This is a genomic window from Candidatus Magnetaquiglobus sp. (assembly GCF_058402785.1).
Genome location: NZ_JBZVFG010000020.1, coordinates 1 through 25,902 on the forward strand (window position 1 = coordinate 1; position 25,902 = coordinate 25,902).

Consider the following 25,902-nt stretch of genomic DNA (forward strand, 5'->3'; position numbering starts at 1 on the left):
CAAAGTGGAGCTAACGCAATCTTATCAAATCTCCATGTCGAAGAGAAGCAATACATCCCGACGTGGAATCATCATGTCAAGCATGCGCGACCCATGCAACCAGGATTTTGAACGGTGTGGTTTTTTCCCGCGGATCACCCGAAGCGACTCCCACGGTGGGGAGGTACGGAGGCTTTCCCCCCATCCTGCACGTTTATCGCATACCCGCCTGTCGCGCGGATGCCGCCAACATCCACAACGCCCACAGCGCGGCGGAAAAATCCCGTCTCCCGGCCAGATGGCGATCGATCATCCGTGTGACCGCCCCAGGTTCGAACCAGCCGGTGGCGGCGAGGGTCTTCACAAAAGCCGGATCCCGCAACCGACCCGCCAGCGGACCCCGCGTCCAGGTCACGAGCGGCAGGTTGAACCCCTGTTTGGGGCGCCAGAGGATCTCTGCGGGCAGCACGGGTTGCATGGCCTGTTTGAGGAGATATTTTCCAATTCCTTGATGTAGTTTCCAGTCCGGCGGCAGCCCGGCGAGCCACTCCACCAGCTGGTAATCGAGCAGCGGAGCGCGCACTTCCAGGCCATGGGCCATGCTGGCGCGATCCACCTTCACGAGCACCCGACCGGCCAGAAACCCCTTGAGATCCAGAGCCTGCAAGCGTGACAGGGGGTGTTCCGGCGCATCCGTCGCGTAGGCGCGCCAGATCTCGCGGGTTTCGAATCCCTGCAATTCGCGTCGGGCCCGATCGGTATAGAGACCCTGGCGGACCTCGATCGGCATGATTTCGACCGCTTGCAGGGCCGCGTCGATCCAATTCCCGCCGAGCGAGCGCAAGGTGTTGCGTGCCCGGAGCCAACGTGGGGCCCGATCGAGTTTCGGATACCAGCGCCCCGGCCAGCCGAACAGAATCCGTCTGAGCATCTCCGGCACCGTTCCGCGCAGCCGCTCCTCGGCGAGCAGGGCGCGATGGCGGCTGTATCCGGCCAGATTCTCATCCCCGCCGTCGCCGGAAAGCACCACCTTGGCATGTTGTCGCGCCATGCCGCAGACCAGCCAGGTCGGCAGGGCCGACGGATCGCCGAACGGTTCGCCGTAGTGGCGTGCCAGGCTTTCGAGCAGATCGAACCGTTCCGGATCGGCCCGCTCCACATGATGGCGCAGACCGTGGCGGGTGGCGACGAGGGCCGCATGGCGGCTCTCGTCGTGGTCGCGGTCGGCGAAGGAGACGGTGCAGGCTTCCGGGGGATCCGGGGTGTAACGGGCCATCAGGGCCGCGACCGCCGAGGAGTCCAGTCCACCGGACAGGAAAGTCGCCACCGGCACATCGGCGATCAGGTGGCTTTTGACCGCTGCGGCGAGTCGTTCGCGCAGTTCCCCGGCGGCGGCGTCCAGATCGCGCGGCGGCTGTTCGACCTCGAAGCGCGGTCGCCAGTAGCAGGATGGTTCCGGAACACCGGCACCCCCGCGCGGCACCCACAAATGGTGGGCTGGCGGGAGTTTATGGATATCGGGATGGATGGTGAGCGGATCCGGCACGTAGCCGAGGGCACAGTAGCTCTCCAGCGCCTGGATCGACCAGGGTCGCGTCATCTCGTCCGCGGCCACGATCCCCCCCAGCTCCGAGGCGAATCCCAGCCAGCCATCGGCATGCCGTGTGTAATAAAGCGGCTTCATGCCCAGCCGGTCGCGGGCCAAAAAGAGTCCGCGCGCCTGTTCATCCCAGATCGCGAAGGCGAACATGCCGCTCAAGCGCGACACGCAGTCGCTTCCCCACGACTCCCAGGCGTGCAGGATCACCTCGGAGTCCGAGCGGGTCTTGAACCGGTGACCCAGTTCGACCAGCTCCTGGCGCAACTCGAGAAAATTGTAGATCTCGCCATTGAACACCAGCCACGCCGTGCCATCCTCGTTGCCGATCGGCTGATCCCCGCCGGCCAGATCGATGATCGCCAGGCGTCGGTGGGCCAACCCCACACCCGGCGCGATCATCCGGCCCGCGCCGTCCGGTCCGCGATGACTCTGGGCGTCGTTCAGGCGTTCGAGACGCGCCGGATCCGGACGCCGCGTCCCATTCAGATCAAACAGTCCGACGATGCCACACATGGAACGACCATCTCCGGGTCCATTTGCGCGTCAGATGGGGAATCAACAGGTTCATCGGCATGCGCAGCCAGTGGGAACGGGTGTAGAGCAGCCAGGCGGCCACGGCGATCCGGGGATCGGGGCCGCGCTGGTCGGGGTGTTTGGGCAGAATCACGGTCGGAATCAAATAGTTGCGCATGAAACGCGCGTGGAGTGGGGTGTTGCTCTTTTTCGCGAGTTCGCGGTGTGTCGTCTCCGGGACCGGGCTATTGCACCAGCGCATGCAGCTCCACAGGGCGTGATCCAGGGGCCGGATCAGGTTGAGTCGTTCGGCCCGTTCCAGCAGCGCCTCCCAGAAGCCGGGCCGATCCCCAAAGTGGCGCAGCATGCCATCCAGGTCGAACAGATCCCGCAGGGCCATGCGTTCGAAAGCGCCATCATGAAACAGATGCACCGCAGCGTGCAGGAGCATGTCCGCCGGGGCCAGCGTCCAGATCCCCGGATGGCCAGCCACCTCTTGGACGTTCTCGAGCAGGGGGGTCGAGTCGGTCACCAGTCGTCCGGTGCGCGGCAGGATGGCGTGATGGAGATCGAGTTCGCTCAACCGGTCGCGATGGCGCATGGGGGGGAGTTCGTGCATCCACTCCCGGTAGTAGCGTTGATCGTAATCATCCGGCAGTGCGGTCATCCAGCCCCAGGCTTTCAGGGTCTGTTCGGCCATGGGAAGGTCCTGGCGGGGAAGCAGCAGATCCACGTCACCGGTCAAGCGGCCTTCGGCGAACGGAAGGTTCCGCATGTGGTAGGCCGCCCCCTTGAGCAGGATCACCGGCAGTCCGGTGCCGAAGAAGGCCCGTTGGATGCGTCCCACCTCCCAGCGGATCGACCGTTCCCGATCCAGGGCGACCATGCGTGCCCCTTCGAGGATGGATTGGATACGGGGGGTCAGTTGATCGAGGCAGCGGGCTCGTTCCAGCCGTTTTTCGAGCGCGGCGAGAATCCCGTTGGTGCGTGCCAGGCGCAGGATGACCTCCTGGCGGGCCGAGGGCATGGCCGGGAGGGTGGTGGGGGTGAGCCAGGCGGTCAGGAGCCAGGTGGCCGGCGTGTCGGGAGGAGGATGTGGCATGCCTGAGTCTGGAGAGCGTGTGAGGAGTGGGGGGGGTGGTGAATGGAACGGTTGCAGGAGACAGGGGGAGCTTGCAATCCCCTGTCCCTGCGACCGTCAAACCAACACCCGACTCTCCCCCTGCCCCTCCACCAACCTCTCCAGACAATCCACCGCTTCTCCAAGATCCCCAAAGGTCAATTCAAAAAACCGACACCGCCTCGTCATGCGCACCACCTCCCGAAACCCACGCTCTCCCATCATTTCATAATTGAACGAATGCCCGGCCAAACGCATGAAACCATGATCCTCACCCATGGCATCCAAACTCAAAGCCGCTCCACGCCGAAACTTGGGCGTCACCACCCACGCCGGACAGGCCAACGACTCCTCAGCCCGCACGCTCTCCAGCGGCGGCTTCATGTGCGCCACACGCCCCTTGCGGGTCTTGGGAAACACCGGACCCATCACCGCCCCAGGCGCAAACTTACGCATCACATCAATCGACTCGTTCTTCAAGGCGATCGGTCGGGGAAGCGGCTGCATGAACCCGCGCTCCGGCTCCACCAATCCAAACTCGTCCGACAACAACCGCCAACCTCGCGCCACCAACGCCGCACACAAGGTGCTCTTGCCCGATCCGGGCAGCGCGGGCAAGATCAAAGCCCGATCCCCACGCGCCACCACCCCGGCATGCAACATCAAATAACGGTTGGCACGGGAGGCGATGCCGAAATTGAAACCCCATTCGAACAACGGAAACGCATGATCCAACGGAAAGGGCAACAACTCGGTGGGACCATCCAGATCGAAAAATACCCGTGGATGCCACCACCGCCGCAAGAAACGATCCTGACGCAGTTCGATGTGAAACTCGACCACCTCGCCACAATCCGCCTCGCACAACCGATGATCGGCATACAACGTTCGAAAAAGCGCCAGGAACGACTCGGATCGACTCCGCAACCGCACGAAAAACGGACCAACCCGCCAGATCAGACCGGACCCGCGCGCACGACGCATCAGCTCCGGCAAGGTCGAATCGCCAATCCTCATGCGTCCACGGGCTGGATCAGTCCGAGCAGGTCCAACTCGCGCAACAGACGCGGATAGGCCTGGGCAACCTCGGCATCGTCGGAATCGAGATCAAGACGGTCGAACAACTCGGCAAGCGTGGCCGGCGCCCCTCGCAACGCCTCGAGCGTGGCGATGGCCAACGCATTGAGAACATGGGTGTCGTTGGAAGCGGTGTTGAAAAGAACGTGACTTTCGCCGAACCGCTCCAAAAGCCAGGGCTCGGCGTCGCGCGCCACCCAGCGCCCAGGATTGGCCAAGGAGATGGTCATTAGAAAGGATGTCCCGTCGCATCACCCTTCGCGCCGGGCGTGTTGTGCAGGGAAGACCAGCAACTGTGGGTCATCACCTTGTAACCGCCTTGATTCCGACCATAGTAGCCGGAATCTTCCGTGGTGTACCAGCCGAGATCCGGATGAAAGTAGACCAGACACTGATCGGCATCGTTGGGCGTGGCCACGCCGGTCAGGGTGTAATTTGGAGCGTCCCCTGGATTGCTGTGTGCACTGTAATTGGGAAAAGAGTTGCGATTCTGACGCACCTTGTCGTCCGCGGTGGCCTGGCATGGATCGCCACTGGTGCTGGCATCGGGCATGTCGTTCAAACAGGCCTGATTGCTGCCGAAAAAGGCCGCGCGTCCGCTGCGTTGCAGGGTGAAGATCATCGGAACCGCCGTGCCGACGCCGATCAACCCCTTGAGCAACCGCCGGCGCCGTGCGTCCTGGGGCGCGACGGAACGCTCCGTCGTCGCGTCGGACTGCGTGCCGTCGGGTTGCGGGATCGGTGGCGTTGCGTCGGAAGATGGGGTCATGCTCGATCTCTCCTGCCCTCGCGGACAGAGCTGTTCATGAATGCCGGGATCTTGGATCGGATTTTGGCAGGATAGCCATTCTCACGTCAAAAATCAAAAAGAGAATTGTCAAAATTCTTGATCTTTCGTAACCGAAACACCCAAAAACAGTGCCAGATAGGCGGCGATCATCCGCTCCTGGGAAAAACGGGCCGCCACCCGTTCCCGTCCGGCGGCGCCATGCATCGCACGGCGGGCCGGATCGAAGAGATACGCCCCGATCGCATCCGCCAACGCGCCTGGATCGTTGCGGGGCACGAGCCGACCGGTTTGACCGTCCACCACCAGATCCCCCACCCCGCCGACGCGGGTGGCCACCACCGGCAGGGACTGGGCCATGGCCTCAAGAATGGTGAGCGGGGTTCCCTCGGCCCTGGAAGGGAGCACGAACAGATCGAACCGCTCCCAGAATGGTGTGACATCGTTCTGCCAACCCGCCAGATGAACCGTATCCGCGAGGCGATACTCGGCGATGCGCGCCTCGATGGCCGGTCGTTCCGGTCCGTCGCCCACCAGGATCAAGCGAAGCGGAGTCTCCGGATAAGACCGGCGCAACTGGAAAAAGGCTTCGATCAGGTTGAGCGGATCCTTGATGGGCCACTGACGCCCGACATGACCGATGGTGAACGGTCGGTTCGGATCGGGGCCGGGGCGTGACCGGTTGGGAACCGGCGGAAGCCGAACGCCGTTGACGATCGGATGGATCTTCTCCGGCGGGATATGCACGGTATGGAGCATCCATTCGTGCAGGTCGCGGGAGACCGGCACGAAACCATCCACCCAGGGGATCAGAAAGCGTCGCAGCAGCAGATATTTGCGTTTGGTGCCATCCGGGTCGTGGCTGTCGCGGCCATGTTCGGCGTGGATGAACCGTTTGACCCCGGCCAGTCGGGTCGGGATGGCGGCCTCGAGGGTGGCCAGATTGCAGGCATGCACGAGATCGGGCTTGAGCTGTCGCAACAGTTTCCAATAGCGCCACCAGACCGCAGGATCCTGACCGCGCCGCTTGCCCAGGGCATGAAAGGTGACGCGCGGATGGTGGAGTCTCTCTTTGAACGCGGTGATTTCGGTCAGGCTGATCACCGCGTGGTCGAACCGATCGTGGGGCAGATGGTTGACCAGATCGGCCACGACCTTTTCCAGGCCACCGATGTCGAGGCGATGGATCAGATGGGCGATCAACATGGGTAACGATTCAGACTCCCCGGTTTGTCGAGTTTCAGGAGCAGACATGCGGGGTCCAGGTCCATGATTCTGGTCGCGCGACCGTTTTCCTCTTTCGAACCCGTACCGCGTCAATTCGGCAGGATGAAGATGATCTCGTCCGGATAGACCAGTCCCAGATCACGCCGGGCCACCCCCTCGACCGCGGACGGATCCTTTTCCAACAACCGGATCTCCTCCTTGAGTTCGTGAATGCGGTTCTCCACCTCGCCAACCTCGGCACGCACGGCCATCAACTCCTTCTCCGTATGCCGCCACCGGATCAGACCCTGCTCGCCGAACCACAACAGATACTGGGCCCAGGCATTGGCCACCAAAAGCGCCAGACCGATCAACACCCCCTTGGAAGTTCCCTCGTTCATGCCGTACACTCTCCCGGTTTTTTGCCCATTTCAATCTTGCCGATGGATCCTCGCCATGACCATGCAACCGGACTCACCCGCACCATCCACCCTGGCGGAACGGTTTTTGACCTTCGCCATCCAGGCCGAGGTGTTGCGGTTCGGCACCTTTCAAACCAAGGCCGGTCGTTCGAGCCCCTATTTCTTCAATGCCGGACTTTTTCACGACGGCGAACGGCTCTCCCGTCTTGGGAGCTTTTATGCCGACACGCTGGTCGCCTCCGGGTTGGATTTCGACATGCTGTTCGGACCGGCCTACAAGGGGATTCCCCTGGCCGCGACCACGACGATCGCCTTGAGCCGCGATCATGGGCTGAATCTCCCCTTTGCCTACAACCGCAAGGAGATCAAGGACCACGGCGAGGGGGGCAACCTGATCGGCGCGCCGCTCCGGGGCCGGGTCGTGGTGATCGATGACGTGATCAGCGCCGGCACCTCGATTCGCGAATCGGTCGAATGGATCCAAAAGGCCGGAGCAACCCTGGCCGGGGTGGTGATCGCGTTGGATCGCCAGGAGCGCGGCACGGGAACCACCAGCGCCACCCAGGAGATCCAGGCCACCCACGCCGTACCGGTGATCGCCATCGCCCGGCTGGAGGATCTGATCGGATGGCTCGCCCGGGATGCGACGCAGGCCGGAAATCTGGAGGCCATCCAGGGGTATCGGGCGCTCTGGGGCGTGTGACCCGGCAGGTCCGGCCACGGTCGGGGGGGGTCCGGGATGGCGACGCACGGACTCCCGGAAACGGGGCGTATGACCCGGCAGGTCCGGCCACGGTCGGGGGGTCCGGGATGGCGACGCACGGACTCCCGGAAACGGGGTGGAGAACGGCGCTTATCGGCAACCGCGCAGCGCGGCCACGGCCTTGCCACTGCCCTTGAGGGGCACGACGTATTCGAAAGTTTTGGTGCCATTGGAGAAGCTGACGCGCATTTCGCCACGTTTTTGGATCATGGCGAGCAGTTCCTGGGTATCTTCCAGGTATTGCCAGCGCCAGAAGCTGTCCTTGGCATCGGCATCGGGGACGAAGGGGATGCTGCGTGGTTTGCTGCTGTCGAAGGAGATCAGAACCTTGTCGCGGGCCAGACCGATCTTTTCGCGCTCGGTGAACAGTTCGCCGTAGTAGTCCTCGGAGGGAAACAGGGCCAGAATCGCCTGATGATCCTTTTCGTTCTTGGCGAGGAGGATCTCGAGTTTGCAGGTGCCTTCGACCTTGCGAACCGTGTAGCGTCCGCTCTTGTAGACCTCCTTATAGGAGCTTTCCGCGCCCGGAACCGCCAAGACCAGCAAAGCCATCACCGTTGTCGCGAAAATTCGGGAAAACCGCATGCCATCGACCTCCTGTTGATTCTGCGTCGAGCCTGTCGGGATCGGAATGATTGAGTTGATGCGAAAGAGTGACAAGCAACGCACGTTTGGAAGTCCCCCAGCCCGACCGAGGGGGTGAGGACTGGCGGGGACTCTCCTATCATGATAGAAAGATGCTTCTTTCACAAGGTCCAGATCATCAAAAAACGAAAAAAGGAACTCGCATGACCACGAACCGATCCACGCTTCTGGGCCAACAGCTCAAAGAGCGCATCCTGGTGCTGGATGGCGCCATGGGCACGATGATCCAGGGGCACGACCTGACCGAAGCCGACTTTCGCGGGGCTCGATTCGCCTCCCATCCTGGCGAACTCAAGGGGAACAACGACCTGCTCTGTCTGACCCGCCCGGATGTGATCCAGGGGATCCATGCCGCCTATCTGGAGGCCGGGGCGGATCTGATCGAGACCAACTCGTTCAACGCCAATGCCATATCCCTGGCCGATTACGGCATGCCCGAGCTGGCCTACGAGATCAATCTGCACGCCGCGCGGGTGGCACGGGCGGCGGCGGACCGGATCACCCAGACCACACCCGAACGCCCGCGTTTCGTGGCCGGCATCCTGGGTCCGACCAACCGCACCGCCTCGATCTCGCCGGATGTGAACCAGCCAGGCTATCGCAACGTCACCTTCGCTGCGCTGGTGGATGTCTACACCACCGCGATCCGGGGTTTGGTGGATGGCGGGGCGGATGCCTTGATGGTGGAGACGGTGTTCGATGCCTTGAACTGCAAGGCCGCGCTTTTCGCGATTCTCGCCTTCAACGAGAGTCGCCCCGATCCTTTGCCGATCATGATCTCCGGCACCATTTCGGATCGCAGTGGACGGATTCTCTCCGGTCAGACCATCGAAGCCTTCGTGCATGCCACCGCCCATGCCAACCCGTTGACCATGGGGCTCAACTGCGCCCTGGGGGCCGAGCAGCTGCGTCCCCACCTGGCCAATCTGGCGCGCGCCTCGGAGGCGTTGATCTCGGTGCACCCCAATGCCGGCCTTCCCAACGAACTGGGCGGCTACGACGAAACCCCGGAGGCCATGGCGGCGATCATCCGCGACTTCGCGCAACAGGGGCTCGTGAACATCGCCGGTGGCTGTTGCGGCACCACGCCGGCCTTCATTCGCGCCATCGCCGAGGCGGTGCGCGACCTGCCGCCGCGGATTCCGGCCCGGTCGAGCGGACTCTGCCGGCTTTCGGGGCTCGAACCCCTGGAGATCGGCGCCAAGGAATCGCTGTTCGTGAATGTCGGCGAGCGCACCAACGTCTCCGGATCGCGCAAGTTCGCGCGGCTGATCCGCGACGGCAACGACGAGGAGGCCATCGAGGTGGCACGCCAGCAGGTGGAGGATGGCGCCCAGATCATCGATATCAACATGGATGACGCCATGCTCGACGCGCCGGCGGCCATGACCCGGTTTCTCAACCGGCTGGCCGCCGAGCCGGAGATCAGCCGCGTGCCGGTGATGATCGACTCGTCGCGCTGGGAGGCGATCGAGGCGGGTTTGCAGTGTCTTCAGGGCCGTGGGATCGTCAACTCCCTGAGCCTGAAGGAGGGCGAGGCGGCGTTTTTGGAACACGCCCGGCTCACCAGGCGGTATGGCGCGGCGGCGGTGGTGATGGCTTTCGACGAGGAGGGGCAGGCCGACACCCTGGAACGGCGCGTCGCCATCTGTCGGCGCGCCCATGATCTGCTCATCCAAAAGGCCGGTTTCCGACCCGAGGAGATCATCTTCGACGCCAACATCTTCGCGGTCGGCACCGGCATCGCCGCACATGACCGCTATGCCATCGACTTCATCGAGGCGGTGCGGCGCATCAAGGCCGACATGCCCGGCGTGCTCACCAGCGGTGGGGTGAGCAACGTATCCTTTTCGTTCCGGGGCAACGACGCGATTCGCGAGGCGATGCACGCGGTATTTCTTTACCACGCGGTATCCGCCGGACTCGACATGGGGATCGTGAACGCCGGGCAGCTGGCCATTTACGCCGAGATCGCACCCGTGCTGCGCGAGCAGATCGAGGATCTGATCCTCGCCCGGCGCGAGGATGCCGCCGAACGGCTGTTGGAGACCGCCCAATCCCTGAAGGATCAGCAACCCGGCGTCCGCGAAAAAAGCGAGGAGCAGAGCTGGCGCGGTCTGCCGGTGCATGAACGGCTGGTCCATGCCATGGTCAAGGGGATCGACGCCTTCATCGACGCCGATGTCGAGGAGGCCCGTCTGGCGGCCAGCGATCCGTTGGCCGTGGTCGAGGGTCCGCTCATGGCCGGCATGAATCAGGTCGGCGAGTTGTTCGGCGCGGGGCAGATGTTTCTGCCCCAGGTGGTCAAGAGTGCGCGGGTGATGAAAAAGGCGGTGGCCCAGCTCACCCCCTACATCGAAGCCACCCGGCTGGCCGGCGCGGGGAGCCCCTCGGCCAAGGGGAAAATCCTTTTGGCCACGGTCAAGGGCGATGTCCACGACATCGGCAAGAACATCGTCAAGGTGGTCTTGCAATGCAACCACTACGAGGTGATCGATGCCGGGGTGATGGTGCCTGGCGAGGTGATTCTGGATCGTGCCCAGGCCGAAGGGGTGGATATTGTCGGTCTGTCGGGTCTGATCACCCCCTCTTTGGAACAAATGGCCCTGGTCGCCGCCGAAATGGAGCGGCGTGGCATGACCCTGCCGCTGATGGTGGGTGGTGCCACCACCTCGCCGTTGCACACCGCGGTCAAGATCGCGCCCCATTATTCCGGGGTGGTCGTTCAGGCCCGTGATGCCTCCCAGGCGGCCTCAACCGCCGCCAAACTGCTCCATGACGACAAAAAAGGGCCATTCAGTGCCGAAATCACCGCCCAACATGCCCATTTGCGCGCCCAATATCAATTAAAGAAAAGTCAGCGTCCGCCACTTCCCCTCGCCGAGGCTCGTGCCCGGCGACTGGTTGTTGACTGGTCAGTCCAACCGCCTGTTCCACCTCGTTTTCTCGGCATCCGGGTGATCGACGGGCAGTCGTTGGAGGCTTTGGTTCCCTTCATCGACTGGACTCCATTCTTTCAGACCTGGGGTTTGAACGGTCGTTTTCCGGAGATTTTGAACCATCCGGAGCGAGGTGCCGAGGCGCGACGATTGTTCGAGGAGGCGCAGCGCACCCTGGAGCGGATTTTGGCCCAAGGGATTTTGCGGGCCAGGGGTGTATTCGGGATTTTCCGCGCCAATGCTCTGGAGGGTGAGGAGGTGGTGATCCGTCCGCATGCCGGTTTCCCGGACGCGGTGTTGGCCAGGTTGCGGTGGCCGCGTCAGCAGGCCGATCGGCCCGAGGGTCAGCCTTGTTTGTCGTTGGCCGACTTCATCGCGCCGTTATCGACTGGTTTGGAGGATGCCTTGGGGATGTTCGCGGTAACTGCCGGGTTGGGATTGGACGAGGCTGTGGTGGAACTTGAGGCGCGAGGGGATGATTTTGAGGTGATCATGCTCAAGGCGTTGGCGGACCGGTTGGCCGAGGCGTTTGCCGAGCAGTTGCACTGGCGGGTACGGCGTGAATTCTGGGGGTATGCCGCGGGTGAGCCGATGGACAGCGAGGCTTTGATTCGCGAGCGGTATCAAGGAATTCGGCCTGCGCCGGGCTATCCGGCCTGTCCGGATCATGCTCAGAAGCGGGTGATTTTCGATTTGTTGGATGTGGGTGCGGTGACCGGGATGCGGTTGACCGAGAGTTTTGCCATGCATCCGGCGGCAGCGGTGGCTGGATTTTATCTGGCCCATCCGCAGGCGCGTTATTTGCGGGTGGACGGGTTGGATCGGGAGCAGGTGGCTGAGTTGGCGCGGTTTGGGAATGAGTCGGTGGAGGTTCTTGAGATGCGATTGGTGAATCATCTCGGGTATGCGACGTAACAACCGTGAGGACCGGGGACCAAAGGTCCCCGAAAAATCGTCACGGGGGACCGGGGACCGAAGGTCCCCGAAAAACCGTCACGGGGGACCGGGGGCCGAAGGTCCCCGGCGGAGGTTCGGAGGCAGAGCCTCCGAGGTTTTGGTTCTGACTCTTTGCTTTTGACTTTGGCGCGCTCTACAAAAAAGCGTTTTTTCGCGCCTTTGGCGAAAAAACGCTGCGCGCTGCCTTGGTCACGGGAGTTGGTTTTGCGATTTTTGCAAAACCAACTCCCGTGACCCTTGCCAGAACTGGCCGCCGGAGGAGTCTATCCCGCCGCGTTTCATGTGCCCCCTCCTTGCCCTGACGGGCAACGGAGGGGGCACATGAAACGCGCGCGCTGCGCGATTTTTCGCAAACTTGCAGGATGGGGGGAGCCCCCTCGCCCCCCAACCGTGGACCTCCCTTACGGGAGTTCCACGGTTTAATCGCGCAAAATCGCTTGTCGTGTAAAACGCGCGAAAATCAAAAACAACAAAAAAGCGTTTTTTCGCGCCTTTGGCGAAAAAACGCTGCGCGCTGCCTTGGTCACGGGAGTTGGTTTTGCGATTTTTGCAAAACCAACTCCCGTGACCCTTGCCAGAACTGGCCGCCGGAGGAGTCTATCCCGCCGCGTTTCATGTGCCCCCTCCTTGCCCTGACGGGCAACGGAGGGGGCACATGAAACGCGCGCGCTGCGCGATTTTTCGCAAACTTGCAGGATGGGGGGAGCCCCCTCGCCCCCCAACCGTGGACCTCCCTTACGGGAGTTCCACGGTTTAATCGCGCAAAATCGCTTGTCGTGTAAAACGCGCGAAAATCAAAAACAAAGTCAAAAACAAAATCGTGGGACTTCGTCCCACACCCTACCGGAGGCTCTGCCTCCGGACCTCCGCCGGGGGCGATAATCGCCTCCTGTCCTCCTTGATGACTTGTCTTCTATCCCAACTGCTCCACCATCTCCCCCAACGTCGCCACGGGCCGCACCTCCAGATTGAGCGATTTCGGCAAACTCTTCACACTCTGCGCCGGCACCAGACAACGGGTGAACCCCAACTTGTCCGCCTCCCTCAACCTCGGCCCCACATGCGATACCGCCCGCACCTCGCCACCCAACCCCACCTCACCAAAAATCACCAACCCCGGATCCAACGCCCGATTGCGATACGAGGCGTACAACGATGCCGCCACCGCCAGATCCGCCGCCGGCTCGCTGATGCGAAACCCTCCGGCCACGTTCAAAAACAAATCATGGTTGAACAACCCCAACCCGAGCCGCTTCTCGAGAACAGCCGCCAACATCGCCAACCGGTTGGGATCAAACCCCAACGTCGCACGCCTGGGCTGGGCCATGAGCGAAGCTGCGGCCAGTGATTGAATCTCCACCAACAACGGACGGGTTCCCTCCATGCCGGCAAACACCACCCCACCCGGCGACCCCACACCGCGATCCGGCAAAAACAACTCGGAAGGGTTGGAAACCTCCACCAAACCACGCTCGCGCATCTCGAACACGCCAATCTCGTTGGCCGGACCGAAACGGTTCTTGATCGCCCGCAAAATACGGTAGTCGTGACCACGCTCCCCCTCGAAATAAAGCACCGTGTCCACCATGTGCTCCAACACCCGCGGACCAGCGATCTGACCATCCTTGGTGACGTGACCGACCAGAAACAAAGCCATGCCACGCTGCTTGGCCAACTGAATCAACCGCGCCGCACACTCACGCACCTGGGAGACCGAACCGGCACCGGAAGGCACGGCATCCGTGGCCAGGGTCTGAATCGAATCCACGGCCAATACACGCGGTTCGCAGGCGGAAACCGCATCGAGGGTCGCTTCCAGCCGGTTCTCCATGAGCACCAGCAACCGGTCCCCGGCAATGCCAAGCCGCTCGCCCCTCTGACGGATCTGCTGGGGAGACTCCTCGCCCGAAACATACAATACCCCACCCTGCTCGGACAGAGCGGACAGAGCGGTCATGAGCAGGGTGGATTTGCCGATGCCCGGATCCCCGGCCAGCAACACCGCCGATCCGGGAGTCAACCCGCCCCCCAGAGCCCGATCGAGTTCGGCCACACCGGTGTTCAGACGAACACGGGCATCCCCTTCGATGGCCGAAAGCGGCAAGGGCCTGGAGACGGGAGCGGCGGAATGAACATGCGCACGCTTGGGCGCGGAGGGATCGACCGTGAAGGCCTTGAGGGTGTTCCAGGCGCCGCAGGAGAGACACTTTCCCTCCCAACGCCCGAAATCGGCACCGCAGGATTCGCAGACAAAACGTTGTTTTTCTCGGCTCATGACAAGGGCTACGACACGACCCGCAAGTTGGGCCTGGGCCGCTTGGTGGTCGTTTCGGAAGACGGAGCCGCCGCACCATCCCCATCGATCACCCGCAAGGCCACCCGCTCGCCTCGCGCCGGGGTCGGCGGCTCCGGAGGCTCGATCGGGGTGGACAGAACCACCCCTTCCGGCAACCGCACCATCGACTCCTCCATGCCATGCCGAACTCGGATCTCCTCGGGCATGGAGTCGGCCCAGAACATGCCATGGCGACTGTCGGGATTGAACGCACCCCACAACGCATCATACGGAACCACGCAGTAATGCGGAATTCCCCCGAAACGCAACTCGGATTCGATCCCCTCGGGACCGATGTGAATCGGTTGCGGCATGGTACGGTTGAGGATCAGACGCAAACCGGTGTCCGAAGCGAACCGCCTGGGCACGGCCACACCGGGCCAGGTGGCATCCAGACAGAGCATGACACGCCCCTCGGACTCGAGAATCAGACGGACAAGCTCAGCCTTCTGAGCGGCGCTGGCACTCTCCATGGCACCCCTCCACTCACCCCTTGAATCCGGTTTGATTGCAGAAAACACACCCCTTGCCCTGACACAACGAACAAGGCTCCCTCCCGGAGGAACGCACGGCGGTCGGGGCGGCCTGAACCGGCGGGGGGGCGGCCTGCTGGTACGGCGCGGCCTGCGGAGCCGCCTGGAAGGGCGAAGGCTCGGACTGAACCGGCGGGGGGGCGGACTGCTGGTACGGCGCGGCCTGCGGAGCCGCCTGGAAGGGCGAAGGCGCGGACTGGTACGATGCGGGGGCGGCCTGCTGGTACGGCGCGGCCTGCGGAGCCGCCTGGAAGGGCGAAGGCGCGGACAGGAAAGGGGCGGCATGCACCGGGGGCGGCAGGATGATCCCCATGCGCCGAGCCAGCACCTCGGTGTTGACCGCCAGGCGCTGGGCCAGCTGCTCCAGCAGCATCCGCTCGTTTTCGTCGCACTGTCCGTCCGCGTAGATGACGTTCAGACAGCCGGTGACGATCAGTTTGGCCTCTTCCGAATCCTGGGGGATCGGATGGAGCACGGCATCGAACACCGCGCGCTCATCCAGGAAGGCCTTGATGGCGTAGTCGCGGAACTTGTCGATCAACTCCTCGAGAGGGAACCCGCCAAAGACCGGGTGCTGGGTATTCTGCAACAGGAAATTGCGAAATCCCTCGATCTCCGTGCGTTGCAACTTGCCGTGCTGGGCAGCCATCAGGCCGGTCCAGGCACAAAAGGCCTCGACGATGGGCCGGTACTGGGCGGACTGAACCCGCGAACCGATATTCTGCAACCCCTTGAACAACCCGGTGGCCAGATCGGTGGCCGCGCCCATGGCCCGTTGACCCTTCTCCTTCCAATCCGTTTGCGTGACCATGCGCGTGCGAACCCCAAGAGCGTGCGGTGATTAAGGATGGGACGAAACCAGGGGTTGGGATGGAGACGCGCCCCAACCCAACCCTTGGAACACTTTGTAAGGGAGTTCGCGGCGAAACTCAACCCACGTCCACGCCGAAGCTTCTGGCCAGGGGCCCCAGACCCCCGGCGTAACCCTGTCCCACGGCACGGAACTTCCATTCGCCGTTGCGCTTGTAGATCTCGCCGAAGATCATCGCCGCCTCGGTGGAGGCGTCCTCGGAAAGATCATAACGGGCGATTTCGGCGCCACCCTCGGCGTTGACCACCCGCATGTAGGCGTTGTTGACCTGACCGAAATTCTGCCGGCGGCTCTCGCCCTCGTGGATGGTGGCGGCGATCACCACCTTGTCCACGTCCGCCGGGATCCCCTCGAGATTCATCAGGATACGCTCGTCATCTCCCTCGCCCGCGCCGGTGCGGTTGTCGCCCTGGTGCTGCACCGCGCCGCCCGCGCCCTGGGCGTTGTTGTAAAAAACGAAATCGGCATCCGAACGGACCTTGCCGTTGGCGCCCAGAATGAAGACCACCCCATCCAGGTCAAACGGCTGGCCATCGGTGGAACGGACATCCCATCCCAGACCGATCATGGCCGCCTTCATGCCGGGGGCCTCCTTGGACAACGACACATTGCCACCTTTGGTGAGGGAAACGGGCATTGGAACTCTCCTTAGGATGATGAATGAGAACGAAAGATTGATGGTTCAACGCGATCAGAGGTACTGACGCATCCGCTCGGCCAGATCGGCCAGGGTGCGACCCTGGGCGGTTTCGCCCACGGCGCGCACCGACCAGCCGGTTTCGCGGCGATAGAGGGTCATCATGATCATCGCGGTGTGGGGACCCTGGGTGGTGAGTTGATAGCGCAGGATCTCCTGACCGTTGCTGGCGTCCACCATGCGACAGAAGGCGTTGTCGATGCTGTCGAAGGTGTCGTTGGAGTAGGAGCTGACCACGAACACCAGGGATTGGACCTGGGGCGGAACCCGATTCAGGGCGACGATGATCTGCTCGTCATCCCCCGCGCCCTGGCCGGAAAGATTGTCCCCGGTGTGCTCCACCGAGCCGTCCACGCTGCGCAGTTGCCGGAACCACACCTGATCGACCATGTTGCCCCGGTTGTCGAACAGGCCCACCGAGGCGTCGAGATCGATTTCGCTCTCGCCGCCCCCGGTCAAAAAGCTCAAGAAACCCTTCTTGGGTTGCACACGGGCATCCCAACCCAGACCCATGACGATCTTGTCATAGGATTTACCGGTATCCTTTTCCAGGGAGACTCTTTGACCCTTGGTCAACGAAATGGGCATGGCAACCTCGCGAGCGAACATGAATGAAAGGGACGACGGTCGAAAAAAACCTTATCGTACAAAATGGGGCTTGACCCCCCGTTCGTCAAGAGCCAACTTTTTTTAATGATTGGTGCCCGGGTCGCAAGCGTGATAAACTGACCGGATGGGGGAAAAAACCTCCCCTCAACCCCCGCGGAACGCTCCTGGAACCGTCCCACGGGTGACCGAAGGTATTGTTTCTCCATTTCGCACACCATGCAAGGAGTCCAGACGGACCATGCGACCCAGACCCATGACCCTCGTGGTGCTGGATGGTTGGGGCATGCGCGGGGAGACCCGTTTCAATGCCATCCACCATGCCGCCACGCCCCACTTCGACCAGTGGTGGCAGACCCGACCCCATGCCCTGTTGCAAACCTCCGGGGAGGCCGTCGGCCTGCCGGAAGGACAGATGGGCAACTCCGAGGTGGGTCACGCCAATCTCGGCGCAGGTCGGATACTCTATCAGGATTTCACCCGCGTGGATCGCGCGGTGCGCGCCGGCGAGCTGATTCGCAACCCGGCCCTGGTCCAGACGGTCAACAACGCCAGCGCGGCGGGCGGAGCCATCCACATCATGGGGCTGCTCTCGCCGGGCGGGGTCCACGCCCATTCGGACCACCTGCTCGGCGCGGTGGCTGCGGCACGGGATCTGGGGGCCAAGCGCATCTTCGTGCACGCCTTTCTCGATGGCCGGGATACCCCGCCCCGTTCCGCCCTGGAGTACGTGGCCGCCTTCGAGGCCGGATTGCAGGCGTTGAACGCGGGTCGCATCGTCACCGTGTGCGGTCGCTACTGGGCCATGGATCGCGACAAACGTTGGGAACGGGTGGCCCGCGCGCATGCCATGCTGCTCGAAGGAACGGGAGAACGGGCCGAAGGGGCCCTGGCGGCCATCCAGGCGGCCTACGACCGCGGCGAGGATGACGAGTTCGTCCAGCCGAGCGTGATCCCGGATGAATCCGGTCGGGTGGTGGTGCTCGAGGATGGGGACGCCATCCTGATGATGAACTTCCGTGCCGACCGCGCCCGCGAGATCGCCCACGCCCTGCTCGATCCGGAACCGGATCCCGCCTCGGGAAGCCCCGGTTTCAGCGGCTTCCCGCGCGCGCGCCGGGCGCGATTCTCCGGTTACATGTGCCTGACCGAACACGACGCCACCCTGCCGGGCGTGGTGGTGGCCTTTCCGCCGCAAATCCCCACCATGACCCTCGGCGAGGTGCTCTCGGGTCTGGGAATGCGCCAGCTGCGCGCCGCAGAGACGGAAAAATACGCCCACGTCACCTACTTTCTCAACGGCGGTCAGGAGGTGTGCTTTCCCGGCGAGGACCGGCTGCTCATCCCCTCGCCCAAGGTGCCCACCTATGATCTCCAACCCGAAATGTCGGCCATCGCGCTGACCGACCAGGTGGTGGCCAAAATCGAATCCGGGGTATACGACCTGATCGTGGTGAACTTCGCCAATCCGGACATGGTGGGCCATACCGGCAAGTTCGACGCAGCCATCCAGGCCATCGAAACCGTGGACCGCTGTCTCGGTCGCCTGGCTCAAGCGGTGCTGGCGGCGGGCGGGGAGCTTCTGATCACCGCCGATCACGGCAACGCCGACTGCATGTTCGACGACCAGACCGACGGACCGCACACCGCCCATACCCTCAACCCCGCGCCACTGCTGCATGTGGGCGCGCGTGAGCCGCGTCTGGCCGATGGCCGGCTGTGCGACGTGGCGCCGACGCTGCTCAAACTCATGGGGCTCCCCATCCCGCCGGAGATGGAAGGGGTGGCGCTGGTGGATGGCCCATGAAACCCGACCACTTCGAACGCATCTGAACGTGACCAGGCAAGGAACCCGCGTGTCCCGCACGTCGCGCATCATCGCATCCCTGTTCCTGACCGGCGCGGTGTTCTTCGGCTCCACGACCCGGACGGGCGCGATCAGCGAAATCGACAACCAGGAGCACGCCACCCTGGAACGGGGACGGTTGCAGCTCAACCGCACGGTGCGCGAACTGGTGCGGGAACAGCAGGCCCTGGAGCAGGCGCGCGGTCAAAGTCTGTCGCTTTTGACCGAACTGGAGACCATCGACCGGAGTTTGAGCGCAAGCGAACGGCGTCTGGTGGGGCTGATCGAGGAGCAGAGCGTGGCGTTGCGGCTGCAACCGGAGCTGGAGGCGCGCATCCAGACCAATCGCGAACAGGTGGCGCGTCAAAAACAGCGCCTGGCCAACCATCTGCGGCTGATGTACCTTCTGGGCGCCAAAGGGGGCGTGGCTCGCACGCTCCTGTCGCAAAAGGGGCTGGATGCCGGACGACGCGGCATGCTCTACTACAGCCGGCTGGTGAAGGCGCGCAATCAGGAGTTCATCGACTTCCGCATCGCCGCAGCGCGTCTGCGCGGCGATCTGGAAAAGGGCAAGGAGCTGACCGCCACCCTGGACCGCCTCACCGCGAGCCTCACCGAAGAGCAGAAAAACCGCCAGTTGGAACGGCTCAAGCGTCAGGAACTGCTGCGGCGCGCTCGCGAGGAGGAGTCGCTGCGTCAACGCAAGGTCGAGGAGTTGAGCCAGGCCAAGGGCCATTTGAGCGCCTTTCTGGAGAAGCTGAGCGGCTATTCGGAGCCGGAAGGTGTGTCGTTCGCCCAGGAGGCCGGCGAAGGCGGGGGGGCCATCCCGGCGCGCATCCAGGAGCGGCGCGGTCATCTGCCCAATCCGGTGCCCGGCAGGTCGGAAAAACGTCCGCCGGGACTGTTCTATCCCGTGACGGCCCACACCCCGGTCACGGCGATCCATGCCGGCGAGGTGGTCTATGCCGACTGGTTCAAGGGGTTCGGACTGCTTTTGATCCTCAAGCACGGCGAGCAGGTCTACACCCTCTACGGCCACAACCATCGCCTGCTGGTCAACCTGGGGGATCGGGTGCGCGCCGGCGCGACCATCGCCGAAAGCGGCGATACCGGGGTTCTGGACGGAGTGCCCGGACTCTATTTCGAAATGCGGGTCAACGGCAAGACCATCAATCCCCTCAACTGGCTGGCCAACACCGGGTGAACGACGAACCCATTACCAATGGGTCTGATTCTTGTATACATTCGACCGAACCCAAGGGACGTTCGGGCGCATCCATCGAGACTTCGAAAAGAGAGATTCAGGAGACGGTATGAACAATCCAAAACGGGGCAAGCGCCCCTGGCTCTTCGGCGGCGTGCTGGCGGTGGTGCTGATCGGGGCCAGCCTGACCGCCGAAAACGTCCTGGCGGTCAGTCAGATCACCTACGAGAAGCTGCGCGTCTTCTCGGAGGTCTTCTCGCTCATCAAACAGAACTACGTCGAAGAGGTGGATGAAAAATCCATTCTCTACGGTGCGATAGGGGGCATGCTCAAAACCCTGGACCCCCACTCCTCGTTCCTGACCCCCGAGCATTTCAAGGAGATGCGCGTCGATACCCGCGGCGAATTCGGTGGTCTGGGCATCGAGATCTCCCGCGACGACAAAGGGGTACGCGTGGTCTCCCCCATCGAGGATACCCCGGCCTACCGCGCCGGCATGAAGTCGGGCGACATCATCGTCAAGATCGATGATGTCAATACCGCGGACATGGATCTGTTGGAGGCCGTCAAAAAAATGCGCGGCAAACCCGGCTCCAAGATCACCCTCCAGGTGGTGCGCAAGGGCGAAAACAAACCGCTCAGCTTCACCCTGATGCGGGCGATCATCAAGATCCGCAGCGTCAAATGGCGCGAAGAGGCCCCCGGCATCGGCTACGTGCGCATCATCCAATTCAACGAACAGACCCAGCCCCTGCTGGAGACCGCCATGGCCGATCTGACCAGGAAGGTCGAGGGCGGCAAACTCAAGGGGCTGGTGCTCGATCTGCGCAACGATCCGGGCGGTCTGCTCGATCAGGCGGTGTCAATCTCCGACGCCTTCCTGGAGGAGGGGCGCATCGTCTATACCAAGGGACGGATTCCGGGCAAGGATATGTCCTTCGACGCCCAGAGCGGCGATCTGGCCAACGGCGCACCGATCGTGGTGCTCATCAACGGCGGCTCGGCCTCGGCCTCGGAGATCGTCGCCGGTGCCCTGCAAGACCACAAGCGCGCGGTGATCATGGGCACCCAGTCGTTCGGCAAAGGATCGGTGCAAACCATCATTCCCCTCGCCGACGGCTCGGGCCTGCGTTTGACCACGGCCCAGTACTACACCCCGAACGGACGTTCCATCCAGGCCAAGGGGATCACGCCGGATATCGTGGTCGAGGACCTGGATATGAAGGACAAAAAGGGGCAACAGCGTCCCAAGGAGGCGGATCTCAAGGGCCACCTGCAAAACGCCGACTCCCCGGAGAAGGGTGCGTCCGGCGAGAACGGCAACGGCGAGGAGTCCAAACCCGACGCCGACAAGGAGCCGAAGCACGAGAAAGAGACCCCCGAGCCGGGCGCCGACCCGGAAAAGGGGTCGAAAAAGGAGGGCGGGGAGAACGACGAGGAGAATCTCGATCGCATCACCGGTCACATCAAACAGGATCATCAACTGCAACGCGCCCTGGATCTGCTGAAAGGGTTCCAGGTGCTCGAGGGGCGGGTGAAGAGCAAGCCGGCAGGGAGCAAGTAAACCTTGACCGCTGACCTGACCAGCCCCCTCTCCCCGGAGTCCGGCAACGGCTCGGATGGACCATCCGAACCGTCGGACGGACGCGCATCCCCGCGCGCCGCGGATGCGCCGCTCCTGGAGAGTCGCGAGGATCAGCCCCTCGAGGAGGAGACGACCGGCGCCGAGGATCACCCCCTCGAGGAGGTCGGCGCCGAGGATCGGCCCCTCGAGGAGGAGACGACCGGCGCCGAGGATCACCCCCTCGAGGAGGAGACGACCGGCGCCGAGGATCACCCCCTCGAGGAGGAGACGACCGGCGCCGAGGATCGGCCCCTCGAGGAGGAGACGACCGGCGCCGAGGATCGGCCCCTCGAAGAGGAGACGACCGGCGCCGAGGATCGGCCCCTCGAAGAGGACCGGCCCGTATTCGACCCGATCGCGACCGATGCAACCGAAGCGTCGCTCGAGGACGATCGGATCGCGGCCTTCCTGCCGCCCGGCACGCGCGAAGAGGGTGCCGACGGGTTCGAATCCCCGCCGGAGTCCGAACAGGGGGAGCGGGTCGGCGAGAAGCGCCCCATTCAGACAGACGACATCCACGCACCAACCTCCGAACCGGAGGCTCCGACGGACGAATCCGCGCCCGTCCAACCGCTCCCCACCGACACGGATGACGACCGTCCGGTGACCCTGCTCAAGCGGGTCTATCTGCCCGACGAGGCGGAAGAGGAGCCGGCAGCGCGTCCAGGGGGCAATCCGATGCCCGACGCGCCCCTGACCGGGATGACGACGGACCGGGATCCCGAGCGGGCAGCGCGTCAGGAGATCGAATACGAGCCCGAAGAGGAGAACGACTACGATCCGGCCACGCACCGCTGGTGGATTTTGCCACTGGTGGCGGCGATGATCTTTTTTCTGGCCGGAATCGGCACCGGACGCTATCTGGACGGTTTGAGCTGGCCCTTTGGCCGTGAAACGGCCCACGCCGACAAACAGACCCTGGTGACCATGGCGGTCCCCCCGCCGGGGGTGCCGGGCGCCCTCTCCGGGACCAGCGCGCCGGGCACCGTCAACGACGCAGGACCAGCCGTGACGGCTCCGGCCAAGGGTGAGACGACCCCCGCCAAGGGTGAAACGACTCCCGCCAAGGAGAACGGATCGGGCAAGGAGGGGAGTGCCTCCAGGGAGGGACACCCCCCTGGCGAGACCGGCCCGCTCTCCGACGAGGTGAGCGCGCAGCCCAAGCCCGCCGCGGAGGAGACGCCGCAGTTCGATCTGCAATACGAAGAGAGCCTGCCCCACGAGCCGACTCCCGAAGAGGTTCCGCCGGCCACCCCGCCGGATACCAAAGGCGGGCCGCCGCGCGTGGCGGTGGTGATCGACGATCTCGGCTACAACGGACCGGTATCCCTGAGCATCGCCCGCCTGCCCGAGGCGATCACCCTGGCGATTCTGCCGGGTGGGGATTTCTCCCGGCAGGTGGTGTCGATCGGCAAGTCCACCCACAAGGAGATCATCCTCCATCAACCCATGGAGCCCCTGGGCTATCCGCGCGTCAAGCCGGGTCCGGGCGCCCTGCTCAACGGCATGGGGCATGACGAGATCCGCACGATTCTGATCCGCAACCTGGAGAAGTATCCGGAGGTGACCGGCATCAACAACCACATGGGTTCGCGACTGACCCAGAACCGCGAGGCCATGGACACGGTGATGGGGGTGTTGAAGGAGCGGCATCTCTTTTTCCTGGACAGCCGCACCAGTCAAACCAGCGTGGGTTACGCCCGCGCCAAGGCCAACGGCGTGCCCGCGGCCCGACGCGACGTCTTTTTGGACAATGTGCAGAAGGTTTCGGCCATCGAGACCCGCCTGGCGGAGTTGGAACGGATCGCCCGCCACACCGGACGGGCCATCGGCATCGGCCACCCCCACGCCGAAACCCTGACCGCCCTGCGCAACTGGCTTCCCGCCGCCACCAAACGCGGCATCCGCGTCGAGGGGCTCTCCCATTTTCTGACCAACGGCGAGGCCGGACAGGCCCGTCCCGCCCCGTCGGGAGAGGTGGCCCGCGACCCGGCCCCGGACAAGGGGGCCCTCAACAACAAACCGGTCAAACTCAAAAGCGAAACCCAACTGGGCCATCCGCTCCCCTCCGACCGTCCCGCGCCACCTCCGGTCACGGAACCGCCGGTCGAGCGACCCACACCTCCGTCCGATGATGCACCGGTCGATCGACCCCCGGTCGGCCCGAATGTCGCGACGCCGATGGAGCGTCCCGCGCCGCCTCCGGCCACGATCAAGCCCCCGACCCGACCCGCGCAACCCGCGGCCACGGCGAAACCCCCGGCCCGACCGGCCCATCCCCCGGCACCGGGCGCCCCGCCCCCGAGCCTGGCCGATGAGTCGCCTCCCGCGCCGCCGATCGTCATCCGCACCACCCGTCCGGCGGGTCAGGGCGGCAAGCCGACCTCCACGGTGATCATGTCGCCGGATCAACCCGCCACGGTGCTGCGCACGAACAAACCGGAGCCCGCCACCGCGCCGCCGGTTGCCACACCCGCCGCGCCGCCTCCCGTGCCCGCCGCGCCGCCGGTTGCCACACCCGCCGCGCCGCCGGTTGCCACACCCGCCGCGCCGCCTCCCGCGCCCGCTGCCGCCGCGCCGGCACCGGTCGCGCCAAAACCCAAACCGGTGCCCCTGGATCCGGACGATCCGTCGGCGCCTCCCCCTGCCCAGCACGAATCCAACGAATACGTGCTGCCGGTGGACCGACATCCCTGACGCCCGGAGGCAAGAGCGTGAACGCACACACCGCACGGGTTCTCGAACGGGTTCTGGTGCTGCTGGGCGCCAAGCCGCCCCATCTGGCCACGGCCCGCAAGCAACTGGATGATCTGATCGCCCTGCCCCCCTGCTCCGAGGAGAGCCGCAGCGCGCGCAAGGCGGTGGTGCATCTTTTCGACCGGCTGGCCATGCCGGTGCTCGAAGGGCATCCGGAAACCCGGCTGGTGGCCGAGGGGTTGCGCGAGCGGTTGAACCAGAGCGGTTCGTTGAGCGGCGCCAAATCCCCCCTGGAAAAAGCCGCCGGTTGGATCCTCCGTCCCCCGCCGCTGGACGAGTCCCGCGAGGCGTTGCCCGCGACCCTCTCCGGGCGACTGTTGACCGCGTTGCGGCTGCACGGCGAGGCCCTCGCCGAGGTGGCCGGCGAGGCGAACCGTCTCTCCGACCGTCCGGCGGTCGCGGATCCGTGGCCCGAGATCGAGCTGTTGTTGCGGCGGGTGGCGGCCAATCGCGAACCCTTTCCCCCCACCCCGCTCGCGCGGGAGCGCAAGGGTTTGCGGCGGGAGATCGTCCAGGGTCTGGAGGCGCTGCGCGCGGTGCATCCCTCCCTCACCGAAGAGCCGGAAGGACAGCATGGCAAGCCGGAGTCGGATCTGGCTGCCCTGTTGCGACAGCGCGGCAAGGAGGCGCGGCAGAAGGCCCGTTCCCTGGCCGGACGCATGGCGGACAGCAAGGCGATGGCCGAGCGACTCAAGAGTCGGTTGCGGCAGTTGGAAGAGGCCGTCGGTCAGGCGCGTATCGAGGGGTTCATGGATCCCTTGACCGGCTTGCCGGACCGGTTTGCCTTCACCGCGCAGTTGAAGCGGCATCTGGAACGCGCCGTGCATCTGAACGAGCCGTTCTCGTTGGCGTTGTTGCATCTGCATGAGTTCGCGCCGCTCGTGACCAGGCTGGGTCACGAGGGGGAGACCCGGTTGATGGATGGTCTGGTGCGGGAGGTCCGTCGTCATCTGCGCGATGAGGAGTACCTGGCCCGGTTGAGCGTCGAACGGTTGGTGATCCTGTTTCCGCGTTCGGATCAAAGTCGCGCCGAGGTGGCGGTGCGGGATATCGAGGGGATGGTGGGACAGACCCGGTTCCTGTTGGACGAACGCGGCATCGAGCTGGAGGTCCATTGTGGCACCGTGGCGTTGGATCCGGGCATGAGCGGTCAGGAGATGTTGGAGTTGACCGATCGGGTGGCGGTGGTATCGCGACGCGAAGGTGCGGCGCGGGAGCCCAAGTTGGAGCCGATGCGGGTTTGTCCGTGTTAGGCGATGAGGCGTTGGTAGCGTGCTTCAATTCAAGCCTCCCACTGTCGCGGGGACCGGGGGACCGCGGAAGAGTCCCAAGGGCTTTGCCCCCTGGACCCCGGCAAATGCAAGGGTCCTGATGAATCGTTACCTGAATCGTTACATTGTCGCCAGACTGGGAACGAAACC

General features: G+C 63.9%; 20 protein-coding genes. 7 read left to right on the plus strand and 13 right to left on the minus strand.

Features of this window, described 5'->3' with window-relative positions:
* Positions 1–193 precede the first annotated feature (193 nt).
* The 7 genes from asnB to ACV4UY_RS08505 all read right to left on the minus strand — a co-directional run bounded on the left by asnB (position 194) and on the right by ACV4UY_RS08505 (position 6,683).
* Complete coding sequence (gene asnB, locus ACV4UY_RS08475) at positions 194–2,092, minus strand: asparagine synthase (glutamine-hydrolyzing) (protein ID WP_491607169.1); 1,899 nt, start codon at positions 2,090–2,092, stop codon at positions 194–196.
* Complete coding sequence (locus ACV4UY_RS08480) at positions 2,067–3,194, minus strand: nucleotidyltransferase domain-containing protein (RefSeq protein ID WP_491607170.1); 1,128 nt, start codon at positions 3,192–3,194, stop codon at positions 2,067–2,069. The genes asnB and ACV4UY_RS08480 overlap by 26 nt, the downstream gene beginning before the upstream one ends.
* 96 nt (positions 3,195–3,290) lie before the next feature.
* Entirely contained in the window at positions 3,291–4,229 is a 939-nt protein-coding gene (locus tag ACV4UY_RS08485; RefSeq protein ID WP_491607171.1) for an HprK-related kinase A, read from the minus strand.
* Positions 4,226–4,519: an HPr-rel-A system PqqD family peptide chaperone gene (locus ACV4UY_RS08490; protein ID WP_491607172.1), complete on the minus strand. Its 294-nt coding sequence runs from the start codon at positions 4,517–4,519 to the stop codon at positions 4,226–4,228. Before ACV4UY_RS08490 ends, ACV4UY_RS08485 begins: the two co-directional genes overlap by 4 nt.
* On the minus strand, positions 4,519–5,058 hold the full coding sequence (locus ACV4UY_RS08495; RefSeq protein WP_491607173.1) for a hypothetical protein: 540 nt from the start codon (positions 5,056–5,058) through the stop codon (positions 4,519–4,521). Before ACV4UY_RS08495 ends, ACV4UY_RS08490 begins: the two co-directional genes overlap by 1 nt.
* Before the next feature lie 108 nt (positions 5,059–5,166).
* Entirely contained in the window at positions 5,167–6,282 is a 1,116-nt protein-coding gene (locus tag ACV4UY_RS08500) for a TIGR03088 family PEP-CTERM/XrtA system glycosyltransferase (RefSeq protein WP_491607174.1), read from the minus strand.
* Positions 6,283–6,392: 110 nt separating this feature from the next.
* The gene (locus ACV4UY_RS08505; protein WP_420903432.1) at positions 6,393–6,683 is read right to left on the minus strand and encodes an FtsB family cell division protein; all 291 of its coding nucleotides are present in this window, start codon (positions 6,681–6,683) and stop codon (positions 6,393–6,395) included.
* A gap of 55 nt (positions 6,684–6,738) precedes the next feature.
* On the opposite strand from ACV4UY_RS08505, the gene pyrE reads away from it, so the two are divergent.
* Positions 6,739–7,407, plus strand: a complete 669-nt coding sequence (gene pyrE, locus ACV4UY_RS08510; RefSeq protein ID WP_491607175.1) for an orotate phosphoribosyltransferase — start codon at positions 6,739–6,741, stop codon at positions 7,405–7,407.
* Positions 7,408–7,557: 150 nt separating this feature from the next.
* On the opposite strand, the gene ACV4UY_RS08515 is transcribed toward pyrE, so the two are convergent.
* Positions 7,558–8,052 carry a hypothetical protein gene (locus ACV4UY_RS08515; RefSeq protein WP_491607176.1) on the minus strand — a complete coding sequence of 165 codons (495 nt, stop codon included), beginning with the start codon at positions 8,050–8,052 and terminating at the stop codon, positions 7,558–7,560.
* 203 nt (positions 8,053–8,255) lie between these two features.
* Here ACV4UY_RS08515 and metH point away from each other — a divergent pair, with 203 nt between their 5' ends.
* Positions 8,256–11,966 (plus strand): methionine synthase, encoded by a 3,711-nt coding sequence (gene metH / locus ACV4UY_RS08520; protein ID WP_491607177.1) that lies wholly within the window; start codon positions 8,256–8,258, stop codon positions 11,964–11,966.
* Between the two features lie 955 nt (positions 11,967–12,921).
* Here the strand turns inward: metH and radA are convergent.
* From radA to ACV4UY_RS08545, 5 genes are all read right to left on the minus strand, one after another.
* Positions 12,922–14,283 carry a DNA repair protein RadA gene (gene radA, locus ACV4UY_RS08525; protein WP_491607178.1) on the minus strand — a complete coding sequence of 454 codons (1,362 nt, stop codon included), beginning with the start codon at positions 14,281–14,283 and terminating at the stop codon, positions 12,922–12,924.
* An 8-nt stretch (positions 14,284–14,291) separates the two neighbouring features.
* Positions 14,292–14,816 carry a ClpXP protease specificity-enhancing factor SspB gene (locus tag ACV4UY_RS08530; protein WP_491607179.1) on the minus strand — a complete coding sequence of 175 codons (525 nt, stop codon included), beginning with the start codon at positions 14,814–14,816 and terminating at the stop codon, positions 14,292–14,294.
* A 13-nt stretch (positions 14,817–14,829) separates the two neighbouring features.
* Positions 14,830–15,687 (minus strand): tellurite resistance TerB family protein, encoded by an 858-nt coding sequence (locus tag ACV4UY_RS08535; protein ID WP_491607180.1) that lies wholly within the window; start codon positions 15,685–15,687, stop codon positions 14,830–14,832.
* A 118-nt stretch (positions 15,688–15,805) separates the two neighbouring features.
* Positions 15,806–16,384, minus strand: a complete 579-nt coding sequence (locus tag ACV4UY_RS08540) for a TerD family protein (RefSeq protein ID WP_491607181.1) — start codon at positions 16,382–16,384, stop codon at positions 15,806–15,808.
* Between the two features lie 54 nt (positions 16,385–16,438).
* Positions 16,439–17,032: a TerD family protein gene (locus ACV4UY_RS08545; protein ID WP_491607182.1), complete on the minus strand. Its 594-nt coding sequence runs from the start codon at positions 17,030–17,032 to the stop codon at positions 16,439–16,441.
* Positions 17,033–17,291: 259 nt separating this feature from the next.
* Here ACV4UY_RS08545 and gpmI point away from each other — a divergent pair, with 259 nt between their 5' ends.
* From gpmI to ACV4UY_RS08570, 5 genes are all read left to right on the plus strand, one after another.
* Positions 17,292–18,857 carry a 2,3-bisphosphoglycerate-independent phosphoglycerate mutase gene (gpmI, locus tag ACV4UY_RS08550; protein WP_491607183.1) on the plus strand — a complete coding sequence of 522 codons (1,566 nt, stop codon included), beginning with the start codon at positions 17,292–17,294 and terminating at the stop codon, positions 18,855–18,857.
* Positions 18,858–18,906: 49 nt separating this feature from the next.
* Complete coding sequence (locus ACV4UY_RS08555) at positions 18,907–20,100, plus strand: murein hydrolase activator EnvC family protein (RefSeq protein ID WP_491607184.1); 1,194 nt, start codon at positions 18,907–18,909, stop codon at positions 20,098–20,100.
* Positions 20,101–20,209: 109 nt separating this feature from the next.
* The gene (locus ACV4UY_RS08560) at positions 20,210–21,664 is read left to right on the plus strand and encodes a S41 family peptidase (RefSeq protein ID WP_491607185.1); all 1,455 of its coding nucleotides are present in this window, start codon (positions 20,210–20,212) and stop codon (positions 21,662–21,664) included.
* Between the two features lie 3 nt (positions 21,665–21,667).
* Positions 21,668–24,421 (plus strand): divergent polysaccharide deacetylase family protein, encoded by a 2,754-nt coding sequence (locus ACV4UY_RS08565; protein ID WP_491607186.1) that lies wholly within the window; start codon positions 21,668–21,670, stop codon positions 24,419–24,421.
* Positions 24,422–24,438: 17 nt separating this feature from the next.
* Positions 24,439–25,734 carry a GGDEF domain-containing protein gene (locus ACV4UY_RS08570; protein WP_491607187.1) on the plus strand — a complete coding sequence of 432 codons (1,296 nt, stop codon included), beginning with the start codon at positions 24,439–24,441 and terminating at the stop codon, positions 25,732–25,734.
* The last annotated feature ends 168 nt before the right edge of the window (positions 25,735–25,902 follow it).